The 15,373-nt window shown below is 67.2% G+C and carries 16 protein-coding genes; 10 read left to right on the forward strand and 6 right to left on the reverse strand.

The genetic code is table 11. The features are described from left to right. Nucleotides 1-17: 17 nt before the first annotated feature. Nucleotides 18-1,475 carry a D-aminoacylase gene (locus V6V88_RS16855; protein WP_338615683.1) on the reverse strand — a complete coding sequence of 486 codons (1,458 nt, stop codon included), beginning with the start codon at nucleotides 1,473-1,475 and terminating at the stop codon, nucleotides 18-20. Nucleotides 1,476-1,564: 89 nt separating this feature from the next. Here V6V88_RS16855 and V6V88_RS16860 point away from each other — a divergent pair, with 89 nt between their 5' ends. Then, the gene (locus V6V88_RS16860; protein WP_338615685.1) at nucleotides 1,565-2,530 is read left to right on the forward strand and encodes a LysR family transcriptional regulator; all 966 of its coding nucleotides are present in this window, start codon (nucleotides 1,565-1,567) and stop codon (nucleotides 2,528-2,530) included. A gap of 25 nt (nucleotides 2,531-2,555) precedes the next feature. Here V6V88_RS16860 and V6V88_RS16865 read toward each other — a convergent pair whose 3' ends face one another. From V6V88_RS16865 to V6V88_RS16875, 3 genes are read right to left on the reverse strand one after another with little or no spacing between them, the layout of a single operon-like run. Continuing rightward, nucleotides 2,556-2,999, reverse strand: coding sequence for an SRPBCC family protein (locus V6V88_RS16865; RefSeq protein ID WP_338615686.1), 444 nt, complete (start codon nucleotides 2,997-2,999; stop codon nucleotides 2,556-2,558). 57 nt (nucleotides 3,000-3,056) lie between these two features. Next, nucleotides 3,057-3,842: a phosphoenolpyruvate hydrolase family protein gene (locus V6V88_RS16870; RefSeq protein ID WP_230964974.1), complete on the reverse strand. Its 786-nt coding sequence runs from the start codon at nucleotides 3,840-3,842 to the stop codon at nucleotides 3,057-3,059. Between the two features lie 56 nt (nucleotides 3,843-3,898). Then, entirely contained in the window at nucleotides 3,899-5,110 is a 1,212-nt protein-coding gene (locus V6V88_RS16875) for a Tm-1-like ATP-binding domain-containing protein (RefSeq protein ID WP_338615687.1), read from the reverse strand. Nucleotides 5,111-5,271: 161 nt separating this feature from the next. On the opposite strand from V6V88_RS16875, the gene V6V88_RS16880 reads away from it, so the two are divergent. Further along, a complete protein-coding gene (locus V6V88_RS16880; protein WP_338619634.1) occupies nucleotides 5,272-5,919 on the forward strand; it encodes a TetR/AcrR family transcriptional regulator in 648 nt (215 codons plus the stop codon). 131 nt (nucleotides 5,920-6,050) lie between these two features. Then, nucleotides 6,051-7,712 carry a hypothetical protein gene (locus V6V88_RS16885; RefSeq protein ID WP_062840639.1) on the forward strand — a complete coding sequence of 554 codons (1,662 nt, stop codon included), beginning with the start codon at nucleotides 6,051-6,053 and terminating at the stop codon, nucleotides 7,710-7,712. 94 nt (nucleotides 7,713-7,806) lie between these two features. On the opposite strand, the gene clpB is transcribed toward V6V88_RS16885, so the two are convergent. Then, complete coding sequence (clpB, locus tag V6V88_RS16890; protein WP_338615689.1) at nucleotides 7,807-10,413, reverse strand: ATP-dependent chaperone ClpB; 2,607 nt, start codon at nucleotides 10,411-10,413, stop codon at nucleotides 7,807-7,809. Nucleotides 10,414-10,551: 138 nt separating this feature from the next. Here clpB and V6V88_RS16895 point away from each other — a divergent pair, with 138 nt between their 5' ends. The 7 genes from V6V88_RS16895 to V6V88_RS16925 all read left to right on the forward strand — a co-directional run bounded on the left by V6V88_RS16895 (nucleotide 10,552) and on the right by V6V88_RS16925 (nucleotide 15,039). After that, the gene (locus V6V88_RS16895) at nucleotides 10,552-10,998 is read left to right on the forward strand and encodes a gamma-glutamylcyclotransferase family protein (RefSeq protein WP_223576096.1); all 447 of its coding nucleotides are present in this window, start codon (nucleotides 10,552-10,554) and stop codon (nucleotides 10,996-10,998) included. A gap of 97 nt (nucleotides 10,999-11,095) precedes the next feature. Beyond that, nucleotides 11,096-11,824, forward strand: a complete 729-nt coding sequence (fnr, locus tag V6V88_RS16900; protein WP_056324138.1) for a fumarate/nitrate reduction transcriptional regulator Fnr — start codon at nucleotides 11,096-11,098, stop codon at nucleotides 11,822-11,824. 14 nt (nucleotides 11,825-11,838) lie between these two features. Next, nucleotides 11,839-12,990: a hypothetical protein gene (locus V6V88_RS16905; protein WP_223576097.1), complete on the forward strand. Its 1,152-nt coding sequence runs from the start codon at nucleotides 11,839-11,841 to the stop codon at nucleotides 12,988-12,990. A 72-nt stretch (nucleotides 12,991-13,062) separates the two neighbouring features. Further along, nucleotides 13,063-13,500: a metalloregulator ArsR/SmtB family transcription factor gene (locus tag V6V88_RS16910; RefSeq protein ID WP_338615691.1), complete on the forward strand. Its 438-nt coding sequence runs from the start codon at nucleotides 13,063-13,065 to the stop codon at nucleotides 13,498-13,500. Then, nucleotides 13,401-13,850 carry an SRPBCC domain-containing protein gene (locus tag V6V88_RS16915; RefSeq protein WP_223576098.1) on the forward strand — a complete coding sequence of 150 codons (450 nt, stop codon included), beginning with the start codon at nucleotides 13,401-13,403 and terminating at the stop codon, nucleotides 13,848-13,850. Before V6V88_RS16910 ends, V6V88_RS16915 begins: the two co-directional genes overlap by 100 nt. A 51-nt stretch (nucleotides 13,851-13,901) precedes the next feature. Further along, nucleotides 13,902-14,603: a thioredoxin family protein gene (locus V6V88_RS16920; protein WP_280003246.1), complete on the forward strand. Its 702-nt coding sequence runs from the start codon at nucleotides 13,902-13,904 to the stop codon at nucleotides 14,601-14,603. Continuing rightward, complete coding sequence (locus tag V6V88_RS16925; RefSeq protein ID WP_280003244.1) at nucleotides 14,554-15,039, forward strand: hypothetical protein; 486 nt, start codon at nucleotides 14,554-14,556, stop codon at nucleotides 15,037-15,039. The genes V6V88_RS16920 and V6V88_RS16925 overlap by 50 nt, the downstream gene beginning before the upstream one ends. On the opposite strand, the gene V6V88_RS16930 is transcribed toward V6V88_RS16925, so the two are convergent. Further along, complete coding sequence (locus V6V88_RS16930; RefSeq protein ID WP_280003242.1) at nucleotides 15,020-15,352, reverse strand: 2Fe-2S iron-sulfur cluster-binding protein; 333 nt, start codon at nucleotides 15,350-15,352, stop codon at nucleotides 15,020-15,022. The genes V6V88_RS16925 and V6V88_RS16930 overlap by 20 nt on opposite strands. Nucleotides 15,353-15,373 lie beyond the last annotated feature (21 nt).

Genomic DNA, 15,373 nt, shown 5'->3' on the forward strand with positions numbered 1-15,373 from the left:
TCCTGGAACGGCTGTTGTTATGAAAGGGGTTGCGCCGCGGCCGGATCGCGGCGAAGGATGCGGCCAGGCCGCGGCATGTTTGCCGCGGCCGGATATACCGGTGTGCCATTGACCAGCACGTGTGCCACGCCATCGGATGCCAGCGTCGGCGCCTCCCACGTGGCGCGGTCGATCACCGTCTCGGCATCGAACACCACGATGTCGGCCCATGCGCCCACGGCGATCCGGCCGCGGTCCGTCAGGCCGAAGACGCGTGCGGGTAATGCGGTCATCTTGGCCACGGCCGCCTCCAGCGTCACCAGCCGGGCCTCGCGCACATATCTGCCCAAGACGCGCGTGAAGCTGCCCCACAGCCGGGGATGCGGATGCGCGTCGTTCGGCAGGCCGTCGGAGCCCACCATGCAGCACTCATGCTGGAAGATGCGGCGCACTTCGTCCTCGTCCATTGCGAAATAGATCGCGCCCGCCGGGCACAAGCGTTCGGCCGCCGTCGTCTTGTCGCACCCCCAGCGCGCCGCGATATCGCTCAGATATTCGCCGTTGCACTCGGGGTGGGGGGTCGACCACGTGATGCGAATGTCGTCGATGGTGTCGGCGCGCTCGGGGATCAGGATGGTCGAGCTGCCGGGATACGGGTAGATGTCCAGCGCCACGTCCACGCCCTCGGCACGGGCGCGGTCGATGTTGGCAAGCGTGGCGGCGCTTTTGCCCCAATTGCGCGGCATCATGCACTTGTGATGCGACAGCACGGTGGCGCAACCGGTGTTGCGGCCGATGCTCAGCACCTCGTCCACGGCGGCCTCGACCGCATCGCCTTCGTTGCGGATATGGCTGGTGTGCATCGCGCCCCGTGCCGCCGCCACCCGCGCCAGACCTTCCAGTTCGGGCGGTTGCGCCACGCCCCCTGGCTGATAGGCCAGGCCGGTGCTGAAGCCCACCGCGCCGGCGTCCAGCGCGTCGGCCAGCATGCGCTGCATGGATTCCTGTTCGGCGGGGGTCGGTTGCGCCGCCGGGTCGCGCATCGCCGCAAGGCGCAGATTCGCGTGCCCCACCAGCGCGGCCACATTGATCACCGGCTGGCGCTCGCGCAATTCGTCGAAGTAGGCCTGCATGCTGGCGAATAGCGGTGTCTCGCCCAGCAGCGCCAGCGCGGCCGCGGTATTGCCGGGCAACGGTGCGGGCGCGCCGCTGACGCCACAGTTGCCCACCACCACCGACGTGACGCCCTGGCTGGTTTTCCAGGCAAGGTCCGGCTTTTCCACGAACATCAGGTCGTCATGACCATGCACGTCGATGAAGCCGGGCGCCACGATCTTACCGGCAGCGTCCACGCGCCGGGCGGCCTTGACTGCCGACAGGTCGCCGATGGCCGCGATGCGCTCACCCGCCACGCCCACGTCGGCGCGCTGGCGCGGACCGCCCAGCCCGTCGATGAGCCAGCCGCCTTCGATGATCAGATCCAGAGTGCCCTGCATGGTGTTCCTGCCTTGATGAAGGCCCTAGTATCGTCGGGGCGATCAATCTGGAAAAATTGTTTTTATTGATCCATCTATCACGTTTTGAAATGCATCGTCTGCCCAAGCACGTCACGTTGAAGCACCTGACCGCGTTCGTCGCGGTGGCGCAGGAATCCAGTTTCACGCACGCCGCCAAACGCCTGTTCCAGACGCAGTCGTCGGTTACCAGCCTGGTGCGCCAGCTTGAGGACGCGCTTGGCACGCAGCTCTTCGCGCGCACCAGCCGGCGCGTGCTGCTGACCCCGGCCGGCGAGGAATTCCTGCCGCGCGTCATGCGGCTGCTGGCCGACTTTGACGGCGTGATCGAGGACGTGGTGCGTTTTGGCGCGCTGGAACGCGGGCGGGTAGGCGTGGCGGCGGCGCCGTCCGCCATCACGCAGCTCATCGCACCGGCGGCCGCCGTGTTCGCCGCGCAGTATCCGGCGGTGCGCGTGTATCTCAGCGACGACAACTCCGGCCGCATCCAGCGCAAAGTGGCCGCGCGCGAGGTCGATTTTGGCCTGACCAGCCGCTGGGCCGACGCCCCCGGCCTGCAGTTCGACGCCTTGCTGGAGGACCGCTTTGGCGTGCTCTACCGGCAGGACGACGCCAGTCTGCACCCGGGCCGCGACGGCGCGATGCGCTGGTCCGATCTGGCCGGCCGCAAGCTGGTGGGCGTGGTGGATGAAACAGGGATCATGGCGCTGCTGCGCGCCCGCGCGGACCTGCCGATCGAGGCCGCGGCGCCGTTCTATGAAGCGTCCAGCACCACGTCGCAGGCGGCGCTGGTCAAGGCGGGCATGGGCGTGGCGCTGCTGCCGGCATTGGCTGCGCAGCGCGTCATGGAACCGGGCCTGGCCTACGCACTGCTGGCGCGGCCAACCGTGGTGCGCACGCTGTGCATCATCCGCAACAAGGAATACCCGCTGAGCCCGGCGGCACAGGCATTGATCGCGGCCATCCACGGCTACCTGCGAACGGCTCAGCTACCCCCGGGCTGCCGCCGACTATCTGCGGGGCGGCAGAAGCACTAATCGCACCAATAGGTGTCTGACACCCTCACTTACCGCGCAGCTTTTCATCCAGCGCAGCCAATCCCGCCGCGAACACGTTCTGTCCCACGGCCTCAGCCACATCGCTGAGCGGCGCGCCTTCCACGCGGAAGTCGGCCCACCACTGCACCAGCGTGCCGCCCCCCTCGGTGATGGGATGCAGCGATATGCCCGCGACGTAGTCGCGCATGGGCAGGTCGGTGTCGATGATCGAGTACCGCAGTGCGGTATTGGGATCGTCCAGCATCAGCAGCTGTTCGCGCACGAAGCCGGACGGCTTGAGCGTCAGGTGCCGCACCGAGCCCACGGCGTCGTGGCGGCCGCCCTCTTCCAGGCGGCTTTGCGCCACGCCGGGATGCCAGCCCCCAAGACCATTGAAGTCGCGGAACAACGGCCAGACCTTGTCCAGCGGCGCGTTGACGATGGCGGTGATGTGTACGGTGTGCGGCATACGGGCTCCGGCGGACGCGATGCGCGTCGAATCAGGGGGAAACTGCGGCAATGCGGATCAGAAGGTCAGGTTCTTGAATTCACGCGTGGCGGCCGTCAGGGCCTGTTCGGTCGGCAGGCGCTCCATCGAGCTGGCGCCGTAGAAGCCGTGGCAATGCTTGCAGGCGCGCAGCACGTACGCCGCATCCTCGGGCATTGCAATCGGACCGCCATGGCAAAGCACGATGATATCCGGGCGCACGGCCAACGCGGCCTCGGCGATACGGTCGATGGCGCCCACGCAATCGTCCAGGGTCAGGGCAGTCTCGGCGCCGATTGACCCGCCGGTGGTCAGGCCCATGTGCGCCACGATGATGTCCGCGCCCGCGCGGGCCATCGCCACCGCATCGTCCTCGTTAAAGACATACGGCGTGGTCAGCATTCCCTTCTGGTGCGCCAGGCGGATCATGTCCACTTCCAGCGCGTACCCCATGCCTGTCTCTTCAAGATTGGCGCGGAAGTTGCCGTCGATGAGGCCGACGGTGGGAAAGTTCTGCACACCGGCAAAGCCCTGGCGCTTCAGGTCGTCCAGGAAGACATCGAAATCGCAGAAGGGGTCGGTGCCGTTCACGCCGGCCAGCACCGGCGTCTTCTTGACCACCGGCAGCACTTCGCGGCCCATGTCCACGACGATCTCGTTGGCGTTGCCGTAGGCCAGGAGGCCGGCGAGCGAGCCGCGGCCGGCCATGCGGTAGCGGCCCGAGTTGTAGATCACGATAAGGTCGATGCCGCCCGCTTCCTCGCACTTGGCCGACAGCCCGGTGCCCGCGCCTCCGCCCACGATGGGCGTGCGGGCGCGCACCATGGCGCGGAACTTGTCCAGCAGTTCGTGACGGTCAAAACGCGGCATGGCGGCAATCCTTAATTTGCGGCAATTTCAAGAAAGTGGTCGACCGCCGTTTTCGCGAACAGCGGATCGTTGATGTGGCAAGGCACGCGGATCAGCCGGCGGTCTGCCGTCTGCCGCAGATTGGCTTCAAGTGCGGCAAACAGCGCGGCATCGGCCTCGGGGTCCCAGAATGCCTGGCCCGGCGCGTCCAGCGCGGATACGCCGCCCTCGGGGATCAGGAAGCGCACCGGCCCGTCGCAGCGGTTCAGCCGGTCGGCGATCCATTCGCCCTGCCGGGTGTTTTCCTCGGCGGTCGTGCGCATCAGCGTGACCTGCGGGTTATGCGGGTAAAACAGCCGGCCGCGGTAGCGCTCGGGCACCGTGTCCATCGCGCCGAAATTGACCATATCCAGCGCACCGCACGAACCGACATACGGCGCGCCCGTGCGCGCGACGGCGCCGAAGCGGTCTTGCGTGCAGGCCAGCACGCCGCCGAACAACAGGTCGCAGACCTCGGTGGTGGTCAGGTCCAGCACGCCCGCCAGCAGGCGGCTGTCCAGCAGCTTTTCCATCGACTGGCCGCCCGTGCCCGTGGCATGGAACACCAGGCAGTCGAACTGCGATTCCAGCAGCGGCGTGACCTGTTGCACGCAGGCGGTGGTGACGCCGAACATGGTGATGCCCACGGCGGGCCGGCCGTCGTCGGCGGCCGCATTCGCCGCCTGGCGGAACGCGCCGCCGATCGCCCCGGCCGCATTGGCCAGCACGCGGCGCGAGATTCGGTTCAGGCCCGCCACGTCGGTCACGGAATACATCATCGCGATGTCGGACGGGCCCACATAGGGTGCGACATTGCCCGAGGCCATCGTGGACACCATCACTTTGGGCGTGCCGATGGGCAGCGCGCGCATCGCGGGCGTGATGAGCGCGGTGCCGCCCGATCCGCCCAGGCCCAGCAGCGCGCCGATCTCGGCGTTGCCGGCGGCATAACGCTCGAACGCCAACGCCATGGCCGCGATGGCCGAGCCCCGGTCGCCGGTGAAGACCGCACCCGCGCCCTCCGGATGGCTGCGCGCGATCTCCTGCGCCGAGACGTTGGCGGCGCTGGGCGCGCCCGAGGTCGACACGTCCACCGACACCACGTCCAGGCCTTCACGCCGGAGTAAGTCCACCACGTACTCGGCCTCGTGGCCCTTGGTGTCGTAGGTCGCGGCCACAAACACCCGCTGCTTGGTATGCGTCATGACTCCTCCGCGGGCGGCTACACTCCGTGCGCGCCTCGATATGTGAGGCCAAAGGCCTGTAGAATCCAGAAATGAGACGAAAGAATCATACTGAGACACCTGTCTCACGTCAATCCGACTCCCCTGTTCGCAAGGGGTCCGCGCTTGCAAGCGGCGCCAAGCTGATCGCCCCGGCCAGCCCGCAGGCGGCCGCCAGCGGCGAACCGCCCCACGGGCCGCGCGCCCGGATGCGCAAGACGCTGCTCGAGGCCGCCCAGCAATTGATGGCGCAAGGCGTCACGCCGTCCGTCGCCGAACTGGCCGAGCACGCCCGCGTCTCGCGTGCCACCGCCTACCGCTATTTCCCCAGCCAGAGCGCGCTGATCGCGGCCGTGGTCGACGAGAGCCTGGGCCCCATCCTCGCCTGGAATTCCGACGCGCCCGACGCCGCGGCCCGTGTCGACGAGCTGCTGCAATTCGCCTATCCGCGGCTGGAAGCGCACGAAGCGCCCTTGCGCGCCGCCATCCTGGTGTCGCTGCAACAGCACGCGCAAGCCAGCGCCGGCAAGGCCGACGCCGAGCCCCGGCTAGTGCGCGGCCATCGGGTCGACATCCTGAAGCGCGCCATCGCCCCGCTTGCCGCCGACCTGACGCCGGCACAACAGGAGCGCGTCGCGCAGGCGCTGTCGCTGGTGTACGGCACCGAGGTGTTCCTGGTGCTCAAGGACATCTGGAAACTCGACCTGCCCGGCGTCACCGACGTCGTGCGCTGGACCGCCAACGCCATCATCACCCAGGCCCTGGCCGAAGCCAAAGCCGGCAAGAAATAGACCGGCCCGGACAGCGGGCCAGATCCGCGTCCGCGCTCGCCGCTGTCATTCCCACGTCATTCCCCGCCCGCATAGTGGCGCGCTTCGCGGCAGTGCGTGTTGCACGCCGCCATGACGTTGGAGTGTTGTAGATGCAGTTCGAAGTATCCCGCCTGCGGCGAGCCCTCATGCCTTTGTCGCTGGCTTGCGTGACCCTGTTGAGCGCTTGCGGCGGCAGCGATGACGATGACGAAGTCACCCCCGAACCGGCGCCTCCGGTCGTGACCGATCCCACGCCGCCCGCCGAGCAGCCCAAGCCGGTCGAGACCGGCGCGTGGTCCACGGGCGACCTGCACGTGCATACGTTCCAGTCGGACGACGCCCAGGTCAGCCTGGAAAGCGCGCTGGACCAGGCGTTCGACCGCTACAAGCTGGATTGGGCCGCGATCTCGAATCACCTGCGTCTGTCCGCGCGCGACCATACGGGCGTGAACCTGGCGGGCGGCTCGATCCCGTTTTCGCAAGGCATGGCGCAATACGAGGTGCCCTTCATCAAGCAGGCGCAAGCCGCGGGCCGCTACGCCGGCAAGATCATCTTCTCGTCGTTCGAATGGGACATGCCCACGCACGACCACGTCAACATCGGCATCGGCTACAACGATCCGCAGTCGGCCAAGTCGCTGGAGGCGGTCGCCGAGTTCGAATACCTGTTCACCAACCGCGATCCGAACAAATTCGACCCGCTGCTGGTCTCGCGCCTGTCCGGCCAGACGCGCGCCTACACCACGCACGCCGACGCGCTGGCCGCGCTGAAGTGGCTGCGCGACAAGCACCCCGACAGCTACATGCTGCTGAACCACCCCTCGCGTTACGCGGGCAAGTACACCATCGCCCAACTGCGCGAGATGAACGACCTGGCGCCCACCGTCTTCTTCGCCATCGAAGGCATGGTCGGCAACCAGATGGAACCGGACCGCGGCGGCTACGCCACCGCGTACACCACGCCCTTCCTGCCCAACCGCACTTATGGCGGCACGGACTACCTGGTCGCGCACCTGGGCGGCACATGGGACGCGCTGCTGGGCGAAGGCCGGCGCATCTGGAACGTGGCGGATTCGGACTATCACTTCCGCACGGCCTCGGGCCTGTACAGCAGCGGCTACGCGCCCGGCGAATACAGCAAGACGCACGTCTGGAAAGACGGTGACGACATGGCGGCGGTGGTGGCCGGCCTGAAGAGCGGCCGCATGTTCGGCGTCTTTGGCGACCTGATCGACGCGCTGGACTTCCAGGCCAAGGGCTTGGCCGGCGCCGCGCACATGGGCGGCGAGCTGAAGGCGGCCAAGGGCGAAAAGGTGGAAGTCACCATCCGCTTTCGCAGCCCCGACAGCAACAACTACGAGTACCCGATCGAAAGCGGCAATCCGACCTACGTGAAGCCCACCGTGCATCACGTGGACCTCATCGTGGGCGACGTGACCGGACGCGCCCAGGCAGGCACGCCGGAATACGACGCCGACACCAATCCCACGACGCGCGTGCTGGCTCGCTTCACCAAGGCGGACTGGAAAGTGGACGACGAAGGCTACAACGTCATCACCACCACGATCACCGCCGACAAGAGCCAGTACCTGCGCCTGCGCGGCACCAATCTTGGCGTGGACGTGGCCGGCGAAACCGCAGCGGGCGAACCGCTGCCGGACGCCAAGATCGACCTGGCCGACAACGCGGCGCGCTTTAACGCGATCAACGCGCGCAACTACAACGACCTGTGGTTCTATTCGAACCCGGTGTTCGTGACCGTCGCGAACTGATCTGATCGACTCGCCTACGCCACCCTATTCGGCGGCGCGGCGCAGGCAAAAAAATGCCCGGCTCGCGCCGGGCATTCTGTTTGATGCAGCAGGCTTACTGCAAGGTGCGGGTGAAGACGAACTTGCCGTCCTGCCAGTCGACCGGCACCACGTCGCGCGGGCCGAACCTGCCTTCCAGGATCAGGCGCGCCACCGGGTTCTCGATCTGCTGCTGGATCGCGCGCTTCAAGGGGCGCGCGCCAAACACCGGATCGAAGCCGGAGCGGGCCAGTTCCGCCAGCGCCGGTTCGGTCACTTCCAGCCGCATCTCCTGCTTTTCCAGGCGTTCGCCAAGGCGGCGAAGCTGGATGCGGGCGATGGACTCGATGTGCTGCGCTTCCAGGCCATGGAACACCACCACTTCGTCGATGCGGTTCAGGAATTCCGGCCGCAGCGTCTGCTTCAGCTCGTCCCACACCACTTCCTTGACCACGTCGTACGGCTGGCCGGCCAGCGTCTGGATATGCTGCGAACCCAGGTTGGACGTCATCACGATGACGGTGTTGCGGAAGTCCACGGTGCGACCCTGCCCGTCGGTCAGGCGGCCGTCATCCAGCACTTGCAGCAGCACGTTGAACACATCCGGATGCGCCTTTTCGACTTCGTCCAGCAGCACCACGCTATAGGGCTTGCGCCGCACGGCTTCGGTCAGGTAGCCGCCCTCTTCGTAACCCACGTATCCGGGCGGCGCGCCGATCAGCCGCGCCACCGAATGCTTCTCCATGAACTCGCTCATGTCGATGCGGATCATGTGCTCTTCGGAGTCGAACAGGAACTCGGCCAGCGCACGGGTCAGTTCGGTCTTGCCGACGCCGGTCGGCCCCAGGAAGAGGAACGACCCATACGGACGCGCCGGATCGGCCAGCCCTGCACGAGAGCGGCGGATGGCATCGGACACCAGGCGCACGGCCTCGTCCTGGCCCACCACGCGCTTGTGCAGGAATTCTTCCATGTGCAGCAGCTTTTCGCGTTCGCCCTGCATCATCTTGGACACCGGAATGCCGGTGGCGCGCGAGACGACTTCGGCGATTTCCTCGGCGCCGACGCGGGTGCGCAAGAGGCGCGGACGGGTTTCGTCGCCTTCAGCGTTTTCAGCGGCCTCGGCGGCGCCTACCTCGGCGGCCTTCAGGCGCGCCTCAAGGTCCGGCAACTTGCCATACTGCAGCTCGGCCAGCTTGTCGAACTGGCCCTTACGCTGCAATTCCGCCATCTCGGCGCGAACGTTGTCGATCTCTTCCTTGATGGCCTGCGTGCCCTGCACGGCGGCCTTCTCGGCCTTCCAGATCTCCTCGAAGTCGTTGTATTCGCGCTGCAGCTTTTGCAGCTCGTCCTCGATGACGCCCAGGCGGCGCTTGGACGCGTCGTCCGTTTCCTTCTTGACGGCCTCGCGCTCGATCTTGAGCTGGATGATGCGGCGGTCCAGCTTGTCCATCACTTCCGGCTTGGAGTCGATCTCCATGCGGATGCGCGCACCGGCCTCGTCGATGAGGTCGATGGCCTTGTCGGGCAGGAAGCGGTCGGTGATGTAGCGATGCGACAGCTCGGCCGCCGCCACGATCGCCGGGTCGGTGATCTCGACGCCGTGGTGGATTTCATAGCGTTCCTGCAGACCGCGCAGGATGGCGATGGTGGACTCCACGTCGGGCTCGTCGACCAGCACCTTCTGGAAGCGCCGCTCCAGCGCCGCGTCCTTTTCGATGTACTTGCGGTATTCGTCGAGCGTGGTCGCGCCGATGCAGTGCAGCTCGCCGCGCGCCAGCGCCGGCTTGAGCATGTTGCCCGCGTCCATCGCGCCTTCGGCCTTGCCCGCGCCCACCATGGTGTGCAGTTCGTCGATGAACACGATGTTGCGGCCGTCGTCCTGGCCCAGCTCTTTCAGCACGGCTTTCAGACGTTCTTCGAACTCGCCGCGGAACTTGGCGCCCGCCAGCAGCGCCGCCAGGTCCAGCGACAACACGCGCTTGCCGCGCAGGGTCTCGGGCACCTCGTCGTTGACGATGCGCTGCGCCAGGCCTTCGACGATGGCGGTCTTGCCGACGCCGGGTTCGCCGATCAGCACGGGGTTGTTCTTGGTGCGGCGCTGCAGGATCTGGATGGTGCGGCGGATTTCGTCGTCTCGGCCGATGACCGGGTCAAGCTTGCCCTGGCGGGCGCGCTCGGTCAGATCAAGCGTGTACTTGGACAGGGCTTCGCGGTTGGCCTCGCCTTCCGCGCCGGAGACGTTCTCGCCGCCGCGCACGGCGTCGATCGCGGCTTCAAGGGCCTTTTTCTGCAGGCCCGCCTCGCGCAGGAAGCGGCCGGCCTCACCCTTGTCGTCGGCCAGCGCAAGCAGGAACAGTTCGCTGGCGATGTAGGTGTCGCCGCGGCGGGCGGCTTCCTTGTCGGTGCGCGTCAGCACGCCTTGCAGGTCGCGGCCCACCTGAACGTTGTCATCGCCCTGCACTTGCGGCAGGGACTTGAGCGCCGTCTCCAGGGCGGGGCCCAGACGGTTTACCGCAACGCCCGCCCGCGCCAACAGGCTGCCGGCGCCGCTGTCAGGGTCTGACAACAGGGCGGACAGCACGTGAACGGGTTCGATGTAGGGATGATCGTTGCGGGCGGCCAGACTTTGCGCGTCGGCCAGCGCTTGTTGGAACTTGGTCGTAAGTTTGTCGAATCGCATAATGGTCGTATTGGCTTGTGGGGAGCCTGACCGATACGTGCCGGCTGGCTCGATAACCTGAATATGTGGCCGGATGAGACAATTTCAACACCCGGCGCCCCTCATGGTCGTTTTCGACGTGCAGCAGCAAACTTAGCGATGAGCATATACGTTTTTGTGTACGGAACCCTACGGGCAGGCGAAATCAACGACCTCGCCCGGGCCGCCGCACGGCGCGGCCTGCCCCCGGCCAGCCATGTCGGCGCCGCCAGCGTGCCCGGCATGCTGGTCGATTTTGGCGACTGGCCCGGACTCATCCCCGTGGACGACGGCCGGCGGGTCCGCGGCGACGTCTTCCGGGTGGGCCCGGCGCTGCTCGCCCTGATGGACGAGATCGAGGAATACGAGCCCGGCAAGCCTTGCTGCTTCGTGCGCAGGACGGTCTGCGCCCGCCTTGAAGGCCCCGGCGAACCCCTATTGCTGCACTGCGAGTACTACCCGATCGATCCCGCGTGGCGGGCCACGGCGGTCGATATCGCCGGGGACGACTGGATCGTCCACCGCGCTTCCCGGACAACGCCGGACGACCGGAAGGGCCCCTCGTAAGACGTCCGTAGTAACAACGGACTACAATAGACGCCTGTCTCGTGCTTCACACCCGTTCCGGCGCCCGCCGCGCAATGGGCACTCTAAAGGTCATCGTATGCAAAAACGGGTCCCCATTGCCCCTGACGCCGCCCACTGTTCCACGTGCATGCTGGGCCATGTCTGCGTCCCCGTGGGCATGGCAGCCGCTGAAGTCGAAAAGCTGGACGAGCTGGTGAAAGAACGCGTCCGCGTCGAAAAAGGCAAGACGCTCTACTCGCTGGATCATCCGCTGGACGCCGTATACGGCGTGCGCTTCGGCAGCCTCAAGACGCAACTTGAAGACGCTACCGGCCAGATCCAGATCACGGGCTTTCACCTGCCCGGCGAGATCGTCGGCATGGACGGCATGCTGGACGGCAAGCACGTGTCGGCCGCCGTGGCGCTCGAAGACTCCGAGGTCTGCGTCATCCGCCTGAACGAAGTCGATCGCGTGGCCTCGCACCTGCCCTCGCTGCAGCAGCAGTTCCGCCGCCTCATGAGCCGAGAAATCACGCGTTCGCACCAGATGCTCGCGTCGCTGGGCTCCATGCGTTCGGAACAGCGCCTGGCCGCTTTCCTCCTGAACCTGTCGCAGCGTTATGCCTCGCTGGGCTATTCCTCGACCGAGTTCGTGCTGCGCATGAGCCGCGAAGAAATCGGCAATTACCTGGGCCTGACGCTGGAAACGGTGAGCCGGCTGTTCTCGCGTTTTGCGCGCGACGGTCTCATCAAGATCAACCAGCGCGAAGTCCGCATCCTGGACCTGCCGGCGCTCAAGCAACTGCTGGGACACGAGAGCTGCTGAGCAGTCGCCGCGCCATGCGTCGGGCGCCTGCCCTCTTGCCTGCCGCGCTGGCGGTGGCCGCCGTGCTGGCATTTGCCAGCGCGCACGCCCAGACGCCGCTGCCGGACCCTTACGACTACGACGAAGCCACACCCGCGCCCAAGCGCGCGGCGCCGCTGCGCTGGCAGACCGTTGAACTGGGCCGGCCCGGCCACCGGTACAAGATGCCGGTCTACGCCAACCGCGACCTGACCAAGGACGATCTGCGCGGCATCAAGCAGGTGCTCATCGTCATCCACGGCGTCAAGCGCGACGCCGACCAATACTTTGAGACCGCCGCGGCCCTGGTCGCCGCCGACCCGGCGCGCGCCCGCGACACGCTGGTGCTCGCTCCCCGGTTTTCCGGCTCCATCGACTCCGGGTTTGCCGGCATGGCCGCCTGGCGCAAGGCCAGCTGGGAAGACGGCCAGGAAAGCGTCCAGGCCGCCGGCCGCCCCGCCCCTGTCGCCTCGTTCCAGGTCCTGGATGATTTGCTGCGCAGCCTGAACGACCGCAAACGGCTGCCGTCGCTGACCGGGCTGGTGCTGGCCGGCCATTCCGCCGGCGCGCAACTGGTGCACCGGTACGCGGTGCTGAACAATCTGGATGGCGCACTGCGCCGCGACGGCCTCACGCTGCGCTACGTGATTGCCAATCCGTCGTCCTACCTGTACCTGACCAACGAACGGCCCCGCGCCGACGGCAAGGGCTATGCGCCGTACGAGCGCGGCATCTGCCCGACCTACAACCAGTACAAGTACGGCACCGACAAGCTGCCCGCTTACGCCCGCGAAACCGACGATGCCACGCTCTTCGTGCGCTACGCCGCGCGCGATGTGGTCTACCTGCTGGGCGGCGCCGACAACAACCCCGAACACCGCCTGCTGGATAAGGCCTGCGGCGCCGAAGCCCAGGGTGCCACCCGGCTGGCCCGCGGCACGGGCTACGTCCAGTACGAACACGTACTGGCCGCGCGCGGCGGCAAGCCCGTCACGCTGCGACACTCCGCCTTCGAAGTCGGCGGCGTCGGCCACGACGGCAAGCGCATGTTCGGGTCGATCTGTGGCGTGCGGGCGCTGCTGGGCAGCGACGCCCAGGCTAGCCGCACCGCCGCAGCCTGCGACATCATCAAGCCTCGCGCCAAATAAGCGCCCCCCCTAGGGAAATTCCGCAGCCTCCCGCCTTGACAGGCGTTCGTGGCAGGCCTAAAACTTAACCTTATGGTTAAGTTAAATGATGACGCGCTGGATGCCATCTTTTCCGCGCTGGCCGATGGCACGCGGCGCCGGGTGCTGGCCGACCTGGAAAACGGCGCGGCCTCGGTCAGCACGCTGGCCCAGCCGCATGCCATGTCCCTGCCCGCTTTCATGAAACACCTGCGGGTACTGGAAGACGCCGGGCTCATCGCGCGCGCCAAGGACGGCCGGGTCGTGAGCTGCACGCTGTCGGCCAAGCCCCTGGGCGCCGCCGCCAACTGGCTGGCGCGCTACGAGAAGTTCTGGACGGGCCAACTGGATTCGCTGGCGCGATACCTGTATCACGAAGAGGAAATCCATCCATGGAAAACCGACTCTCCCCCATCGAGTTGCGGCTCCAGCGACGCTTTGACGCCCCCGTCGAACGTGTCTGGCGAGCCTGGACGGACCCGCAAGCGCTGATGCGCTGGTTTGGCCCGGCAGGCACGCAGCGCGTGCTGCTGGCCGAAACCGACGTGCGGGCGGGCGGCGCCTATCAGGTGGGCTTCGTCACCGCCGACGGCGCCGAGCACTACGCCAGCGGCCGCTATCAGGAAGTCGCGCCGCATCGCCGCCTGGTGTTCACCTGGGCGTGGCGCGACACCCCGCAGGAAGTCTCGTTGATCACCCTGGAATTCGCGGCGGCGGGCGCCGGCACCGATCTTGCCTTCCTGCAGACGCCCTTCGTCGACGAAGCGACGCGCGACGGCCACGAAGACGGCTGGTCGGGCGCCCTGGACCGGCTGGCCAATCACCTGGCCGGCGCGGCCTGACGCTGAACCCCAGCCCGGGCGAACGCGCCCGGCACGAAGAGGAGACGTAAGATGCAAACCGATCATCCCGTCGTATCCCGCAACGAATGGCATATAGCGCGCGAGGCGCTCTTGCGGCGCGAAAAGGAACTAACCCGCGCCACCGACGCCCTGACGCGCGACCGCATGGCCTTGCCGTGGGTGCAGGTGGACAAGCCCTACCTGTTCGAAGGCGCGCTGGGGCCGCAGCGCCTGCAGACCCTCTTTCACGGCAAGCGCCAGCTCATCGTCTATCACTTCATGTTTGATCCCGACTGGGAAGAAGGCTGCGTGGGTTGCTCGCTGCTGGCCGACCACCTGGACAGCGCGCTCATGCATCTGCGGCACCACGACGTGTCGGTGGTGGCCGTCTCGCGCGCGCCGTATGCCCGGCTGGCCGCGTTCAAGGTCCGCATGGGCTGGGCGTTTGACTGGTATTCCTCGGCGGAAAGCGACTTCAACTTCGATTTCGGCGCGTCCGTGCCGCAGGCGGATGGCGCGGTCGAGGAACGTCCTGGAGCCAGCGCCTTCTTCCGTGATCCCGACGGCGAGATCTTCCACACCTACTCGGCCTTCGAACGCGGCGTGGAGCGGCTGGCGGGCGCGTACAACTATCTGGACATCGCGCCGCTGGGCCGCAACGAAAACGGCCCATATTTCGACGTACGCGACTGGGTGCGCCACCATGACCAATACGGCGACGCCCCCCGCCACGCCTGCCACGGCCAGCGCTAAGCCGCCGGCCACGGCCGGCATGGCGGGCCTCTGGCTGGCCTGCCTGGCGGCCATGGGCGCCGGACTGGTCGTGGACACATGGCGCACGCCCGCCGCGCTGCTGGCCAGCGAATGCGGTGCGCCGGGCACGCTGGCGCAACTGGCCTGGCGGCACGCGGCGCTGATGCCCGCCAGTTCCGCCGCGATGGCGCTGGCAGCGCTGCTGCCTTGGTCCCGGCTTCCCTGGTCCCGGCGTCCGGGGGCAAAAACGCCGCTGGCAAGCCGCGTACTCTGCCTGATCCTGATGGCGATCGGAATGGTGCTGGGCGCGCGCCTGGGCGTTCAAACGGCGCAGGCGCTGGGAACCGCACCTTTTTGGGGAATGGTGTGGGGCATGACCGCCGGCATGGCCGCCGCCCTGCTGCCGGTGGCCGCGCTCAGCGCCTGGCGCCGGTAAGCGGGCGGACGGCGGGCGGCCGCGCCTCGATTGGCGCCGCGCCAGGCGCCTGGATCTCCAGCGCGGACGTCGCCTGCGCCACGCAAGGCAGGATCCAGCCCTCTTCTTTTTCGTCTCGCGACAGGCCAGGCCATTCAACGCCATACACGACCGATCCCTCGACCAGCAGGCACATGCAGGCACGGCACGTGCCATTGCGGCACGAACTGGGCAGCTTGATGCCCGAAGCCTGCGCGGCTAGCAGCACGGACGTGCCGGCGGGCGCCTCAAAGCGCAGACCTGACGGCTGGACGAGAACGGGGTACGAAGACATGGGCGTCGGGACGGCGACCGC

This window comes from Achromobacter sp. E1, from assembly GCF_037039475.1.
GTDB classification, from domain to species: Bacteria; Pseudomonadota; Gammaproteobacteria; order Burkholderiales; family Burkholderiaceae_B; genus Achromobacter; species Achromobacter mucicolens.